This window comes from Pseudomonas sp. (assembly GCF_037994325.1).
In the GTDB taxonomy this organism is placed as follows: Bacteria; Pseudomonadota; Gammaproteobacteria; order Pseudomonadales; family Pseudomonadaceae; genus Aquipseudomonas.
Genome location: NZ_JBBNAH010000154.1, coordinates 1 through 6,041, shown reverse-complemented (window position 1 = coordinate 6,041; position 6,041 = coordinate 1). Strand labels below are relative to the sequence as shown.

At 59.6% G+C, this 6,041-nt stretch carries 7 protein-coding genes; 1 reads left to right on the top strand and 6 read right to left on the bottom strand.

The features are described from left to right. Positions 1-726 (bottom strand): dialkylrecorsinol condensing enzyme (locus tag AAAB16_RS05225; protein ID WP_340662391.1); only part of this gene is annotated, 726 nt, incomplete at its 3' end. Positions 727-764: 38 nt separating this feature from the next. Here AAAB16_RS05225 and AAAB16_RS05220 point away from each other — a divergent pair. Beyond that, positions 765-1,211: a DUF2141 domain-containing protein gene (locus AAAB16_RS05220; protein ID WP_340662390.1), complete on the top strand. Its 447-nt coding sequence runs from the start codon at positions 765-767 to the stop codon at positions 1,209-1,211. 150 nt (positions 1,212-1,361) lie between these two features. Here the strand turns inward: AAAB16_RS05220 and AAAB16_RS05215 are convergent, their stop codons facing one another. The 5 genes from AAAB16_RS05215 to AAAB16_RS05195 form a co-directional block, all read right to left on the bottom strand. After that, positions 1,362-1,919 (bottom strand): lipocalin family protein, encoded by a 558-nt coding sequence (locus AAAB16_RS05215; RefSeq protein ID WP_340662389.1) that lies wholly within the window; start codon positions 1,917-1,919, stop codon positions 1,362-1,364. A 12-nt stretch (positions 1,920-1,931) separates the two neighbouring features. Next, positions 1,932-2,186 carry an outer membrane protein assembly factor BamE gene (gene bamE, locus AAAB16_RS05210; protein ID WP_110618234.1) on the bottom strand — a complete coding sequence of 85 codons (255 nt, stop codon included), beginning with the start codon at positions 2,184-2,186 and terminating at the stop codon, positions 1,932-1,934. Between the two features lie 75 nt (positions 2,187-2,261). Next, positions 2,262-2,864 (bottom strand): DUF924 family protein, encoded by a 603-nt coding sequence (locus AAAB16_RS05205; protein WP_340662388.1) that lies wholly within the window; start codon positions 2,862-2,864, stop codon positions 2,262-2,264. 3 nt (positions 2,865-2,867) lie between these two features. Further along, positions 2,868-3,878 carry a class 1 fructose-bisphosphatase gene (locus AAAB16_RS05200; protein ID WP_340662387.1) on the bottom strand — a complete coding sequence of 337 codons (1,011 nt, stop codon included), beginning with the start codon at positions 3,876-3,878 and terminating at the stop codon, positions 2,868-2,870. Positions 3,879-3,991: 113 nt separating this feature from the next. Further along, complete coding sequence (locus AAAB16_RS05195) at positions 3,992-5,647, bottom strand: histidine kinase N-terminal 7TM domain-containing protein (protein ID WP_340662386.1); 1,656 nt, start codon at positions 5,645-5,647, stop codon at positions 3,992-3,994. Positions 5,648-6,041 lie beyond the last annotated feature (394 nt).

Here is a 6,041-nt window from a genome sequence, read left to right as displayed (position 1 = left end):
ACGACTCCACAGTTGGAAGCTACGGTTGCCGACGGTTTCGCTGCCGATCAGTTTTTCATCCACCCGCACCGCGCCCAGGCCTTGCAGCATGGGCTCGGTAAGCGGGGTGTTATCAGCACTCAAGCGTTGGCCAATGGCTTCGCCGAAACGGCTGGCAGCGGCAATCTCGTTGTCGTCGATACCGGCGCGCGGCACCCAGCTGTAGGGCTTTTGCCGGCCGGTGAACATCCACAACGGCGTCGACAAAAAGCTCGCCGCAGTGCCGCAAGCGTCGGTCAGGGCGACGTTATCCAGCAGACGTGCGCCCAGCTCGTTTAAGCGGGTTTTGAGTTTTTCCTGGGCCATCAGCCACATATTGCGGCAGCCGATAACCGTCACCACCGGCGTGTCGCGCAAGAGCTGCGCGGCTTCAGGGGAAGCGAGAAAGCTGGTGATCGGCAGTGAGGGAGTCAGAAACCACACTTGGTACGCCAGAATGACCAAGTCGTAACGCTTGGCAGGGTCGACAGCCAACGGCTTGATCGGCTGTGGGCGCATCAGCACGGTTTCGGGAAAGATGCGGAAAAAGCTGAGAAACGGCCAGGGAAACGGGTAAGGTTGCGCCGGTTCGATAGCGAGAAAATCCACCTGAATGTCGCTACGTTTGAGCAGCGGCCCACAGACGGACTGCACCAGCCGGCTTAACTGGCCCGTTTGTGAATAGTGCACCACCAACACCTGACGCATCGCGCGCGCAATCCTTGCAACATAAAAGTGCCGGAATTATGCCACACAGAAATCATCCCTCTGTAACCCAGCTGGCCCGTTCTGCCGGCTTGTTCCTGTTACTCGTCGGCGCGCAGGCGCTAGCGGGTGACATTGTGGTCAAGATCGACGGCGTTCAGGCCGAGGGCAATTTTGCCCTGGCGCTGGTATTTGCCGATCAAAACGAGTGGCCAGCAACGCCGCTGCGCGAACTGCACAGCACTGAGCAAACCTTGCGTTTGCGCAACTTGCCGCCGGGGCGCTATGCCTTGCAGCTGTATCAAGACAGCAACGGCAATGGCCAGCTGGACCTCAGCCCACGGGGAATTCCGTTGGAACCGGTGGGGTTTTCGGCCAATCCGCCATTGCTAAATGGCAAACCGACGCCGCTTAAATGCCTGTTCGAACATGGCCAGGGCGACACCGACGTGCAGATCCATCTGCAATCACCGAAAGCCAAGGGCTGACGCTATCCCATAGGATGCGCAGTGCGCGCGCCATTCACCGTTCGCCGCCCGCCTTCGCGGGAATGACGGCCGATGGTGCAAAAAACTCCGTCATCCCCGCGCAGGCGGGGATCCAGAATCTTAAGCCGTACGCGAGCATAGGCAGCGGCCTTACTGCTTGATCTGCGAATCCGGCGTGCGCCAAATCAGCTTGCTGGTGTCGTAGCCCTGCCCTTTGGCCACCTCCAATAGCTTTTCACGCATGCCCGGTTTCAGCTCCGGTGTGCGCGAGAGCAGCCACAGGTATTCGTGATTAGGGTTACCGACCAGGGCGGTTTCGTAGTCATCGTCCAGGTACAGCACCCAGTAATCGCCCTTGGTGACGCCGGGCAAGATGTCGCTCACCCAGTTATCAAAGGTGACCCACAGCTTGTCGGTCTTACCTTCCTCTTGCGGCACGGCCTCGCCCTTGGCCTCTTCCCATTTGCCTTCGGCGGTGCGGCAGCGGTTCAGCACACCGACTTTGCCATCGGCCTGCAAGGTGTAATGGGCCTCGGACTGCGCGCAGTTGCGCTGGAAGAACATCGGCAGACGTGCCGCCTCATACCAAGTGCCCTGGTAACGTTCGAGGTCGACCTTATCCACAGTTTTCGGTGGCACCGGACCGGTGCCAGAGTTGGTGCAGCCCACCAGCAACGCGGCGGCGCATAGCGATAGCAGCAAACGCATAACACGCCCTCCTTATTTCAGGCCGTGGCCAGCAAACACCACGACTTTGTCGCCAGCGTATTGAATGCTGATGTAGGTCTCTTTATCGCCCCAGGTGCAGCTCGACAGGCCAATGGCGCCCGAGCAATCGGTAGGGCTGCCCAGCAGGCTTTCGACTTCGGCTTTGTTCATGCCGACCTGAATTTTCGAATAGTTGTCCTGATTGATTTTGCTGCACGCGGTAATGAGCACGCAGAAGGACAGCAGAAGAAGGCGACGCAGGGTCATGGGGTAGCTCCAAGGCAGGAAGAGAATGCGAGAACTCAGCGTGGCACAGGCGGCCGGCGACTGCCTGTTTTGACGTCAGAAGCCGGAACCGGGTTCCTTGAGGTAGGAAATTTCATCAGCCGTACTTTCGCGGCCAAGTGTTTGATTGCGATGGGGAAAACGCCCAAAACGGACGATCACCTGCTGATGGCGCTTGGCATAGTCGAGGGTATTGGCGAAGTACGGCCGCTCCTCGTCGCTCACCTGCCCCAGCAACCCGGCAAACAGCTCAATGGCCAGGGCCTGGCTATCGAGGCTCTCGGTATGTTCCAGCACCAGGTACACAAAGGTTTGTTCCAGCGGCGCCAGCGCTTGCTCCCAACCAGCGGCCAGACCACGGGCAACCAACTGTTGCGCACGCAGGTCACCTGAGTAGGCAAAGGGGCTGTCGCGGTAAATCATGCGCGGCAGTTGGTCGAGCAAAAGGATCAGCGCCAGCCAACCCTCCGCAGTTTCCGTCCAGTCTTCCAGTTCGCCCGCCAGCGCTTGGCGCACCAAGGGTGCGAAGTGCTCGCGGGCGTAGTCGTCCTGGCTATCTTGCTTGCCGAACCACAGGCTTTGCTGACTGCTGGCCACCTCGGCCGCCGTCTCGCCCGAACCAAACCACCAGTCGAGCAACGGCTGCCAAGGGGCGCTCATGACTTAAGCCTGGTGATAGGAAGTAACGCGATCAACTTCTTCTTTCGAGCCCAGGTACACCGCTACGCGCTGGTGCAAGGAGGTCGGCTGAATATCGAGAATGCGCTCGATACCGTTGGTGGAAACACCACCGGCTTGCTCGACAATAAAGGACATCGGGTTGGCTTCATACATCAAGCGCAGCTTGCCCGGCTTGCTCGGCTCACGGGAATCGCGCGGGTACATAAAGAGGCCGCCGCGAGTAAGAATGCGGTGTACGTCGGCAACCATGGCCGCGACCCAACGCATGTTGTAGTTCTTGCCCAGCGGGCCTTCTTCGCCGGCCAACAGTTCGTCCACGTAGCGGCTGACTGGCGCTTCCCAGTGGCGCGAGTTGGACATATTGATGGCGAATTCGGCGGTGGTTTCCGGAATGCGGATATCGTCGTGGGTCAGTACAAAGCTGCCCAACTCGCGATCAAGGGTAAAGCCTTTAACACCGTTGCCCAGGGTCAGCACCAGCATGGTTTGCGGGCCGTAGATGGCATAGCCGGCGCACACTTGTTTGGTGCCTGGCTGCAGAAAGGCCTGCTCGTCGAGGCTGTCGTTCTGGCTCAGGTATTGGTCCGGGCAACGCAGCACCGAGAAGATGGTGCCAACCGAAACGTTGACGTCGATGTTGGACGAGCCATCCAGTGGGTCGAATACCAACAGGTAGGCGCCTTTCGGGTATTTGCCGGGGATCTGGTAGGCGTTGTCCATTTCTTCGGACGCCATACCGGCCAAGTGGCCACCCCATTCGTTGGCTTCAAGCAAGATCTCGTTGGAGATCACGTCGAGCTTTTTCTGCACTTCGCCCTGCACGTTTTCGGTGCCCATACTGCCCAGCACGCCACCCAGGGCGCCCTTGGATACCGCATGGCTGATCTCTTTGCATGCACGCGCGACCACTTCGATCAGGAAGCGCAGATCGGCGGGAGTGTTGTTGCTTCGGGTCTGCTCGATCAAGTAGCGGCTGAGGGTAACGCGGGACATGGACGGCTCCAGAGGGTTTGAAATCCCGCGCAGTTTAGCGCGAGTCTGCCTGCAATTCCTCCTGTCAGACCGGAGTGCTGTCAGGAGAGTTCACTGTGCGTCTAGCACGAGGCTTACAGTGAGGCAGTATGCATGCCACAAACCCGGTTACGACCGCTACGTTTAGCCTCGTAAAGTGCGGCGTCGGCGATCTGCAGCAAGTCTTCCAGAAACTCACCCTGGGCCGGCCAGCAGGCCAAGCCAGCAGACAGGGTGACCGACTGCGGACCATTGCGCGTGCCCACCGGCGTAATCGCCAATTCCAGGCAGATACGCTCCAGCCGCTGCCGTGCTTCTTCGGGGCCAACGCCGGGCAGAATCAGCAGAAACTCTTCGCCGCCAATACGGAACACCGCGTCGGTGCTGCGCAGGGCATCGGTGAGCAACTGCGCCACCAGCACCAACACGTCATCACCAACCAGGTGACCATGGGCATCGTTAAGCGCTTTAAAGTGATCGAGATCGATCAACGCTAACGCCAACGGCTTTTGCTCGCGCTGGGCACGGGCCAGTTCACGGTCGAAGAACTCATCCAGGTAACGACGGTTGTACAGGCCCGTGAGCGGATCACGCAGCGCCTGCTCCTGCAAACGCTCATGCAGGCTGGAAATAGTGCGCAAACGGTCTTCGCTTAGCGCCAGGGCATCGGCCAGCGTGCGCTCGCTGAGATGACGCTGGGTCACGTCACGCAGATAAAGCATCTGCCCCAACAGTGACGAACCGCTGCGGGTGGCGCGCTCAATAGCGCGGCAACTGACTTCAAAATAGCGTGGTGGATCTTCCAGGGTTAGCAGGCGGTCGTTGCCCACAGTGGCGGGCTGCTGCAAAACGGCCTGTAGCGCCGCGCCATAAACCGGCCACTCACCAAGGGCCACGCCCTGCTGGAATTCGCGTTGATTGGCCAAACGGCAGGCGGCCGGGTTGGCTTCCAACAGACGCTGTTGGGTGTCGACCACCAGCACCGGGTCGAGCAACTCCTGCAGCAACAGATGCCGCGCCACGGGCAGCAGATCAAACAACCGCACCCCGACAATCAGCCAGGAGAACGCCAAGAGCGTGAAGGCAAAACAGAAGGGTGTGGGGTCAAAGCCAAACAGCTGCACATCCCAGAACACATACGACAGGTTGGCGCCCCACGGCAGCAGAGTGACCAGCACAAACGCCAGATAATGCCGGCGATGCACCCCACGACTAAGCACCGCGGCTTTGATCACCACCGCCAGGCAGAACAGCACAAAGGCGTATTCGTAGATCGCCGTGGCGTAAAACAACGGGCCGTGGCGATACAGCAACGGCGCGCCGGGTTCGGCATTCAGCGGCGCGGTTTCGGGGGTATAGAACAAGCCATGCCACGGGTTACTCAGCGCCAGCAACCAGACCACAACCGGCACCACCGCAAACACTGCCACCTGGCTCAACGGCAGCGGCTTGCGCTCGCTATTGACGTACTGCCAGAGAAACACCGCCCAGAACGTCGGTAACCCGACAATGCCGGGCCAAGCCATGCTGGCCCAGAACATTTTGCACTCGCTGCTTTGCGCCGCCATTTCCAGGCTGGCAGCCACCAGCCACCAGAAGCTGGCCATGTGCAAAAGAAAGAAGCTGTCACGCCCAGGAAAGCCGCGCTGGCGGGTAACCCAGTGGGCAAGCATAAGCACACCGATGCATACCAAAACGGTAAACACCACCGGCATGCTCAACGCCCAACCTGAATTACTGCAAAGGTTCATGACCTTACACCTACAGCCAAATGGCCCACCACCCGAAACGGGGGGAGCCACCTGTGGCAAACCTCAAGGAAAGTGCTGTGCCAGCATAGCCAGAAAGGCCCGAATGCCAGCATTGGCGCGCGTGCGCAACAATACGCCATGTGGTGGCGAAAACTAAAGATCTTCCGCGTAACAAGACGGCAACGGATCACCACATTGCATGAATGCATAACTCGCTTGGTGCGCTCAGCACACCCACAAAAGCAAACCACGCCGCCCGCTCTTGATCTGCTTTTGATCTGCTTTTGCTCTACCCGCCCCGTTCATCGCAGGCCGAGCGGAGTCGTTGGGTAAGGGGTTGAGCGGCAGGGACGCCGCGAGAGGCACATCGGGCCATGGAAGGCCCGTTGTGCCG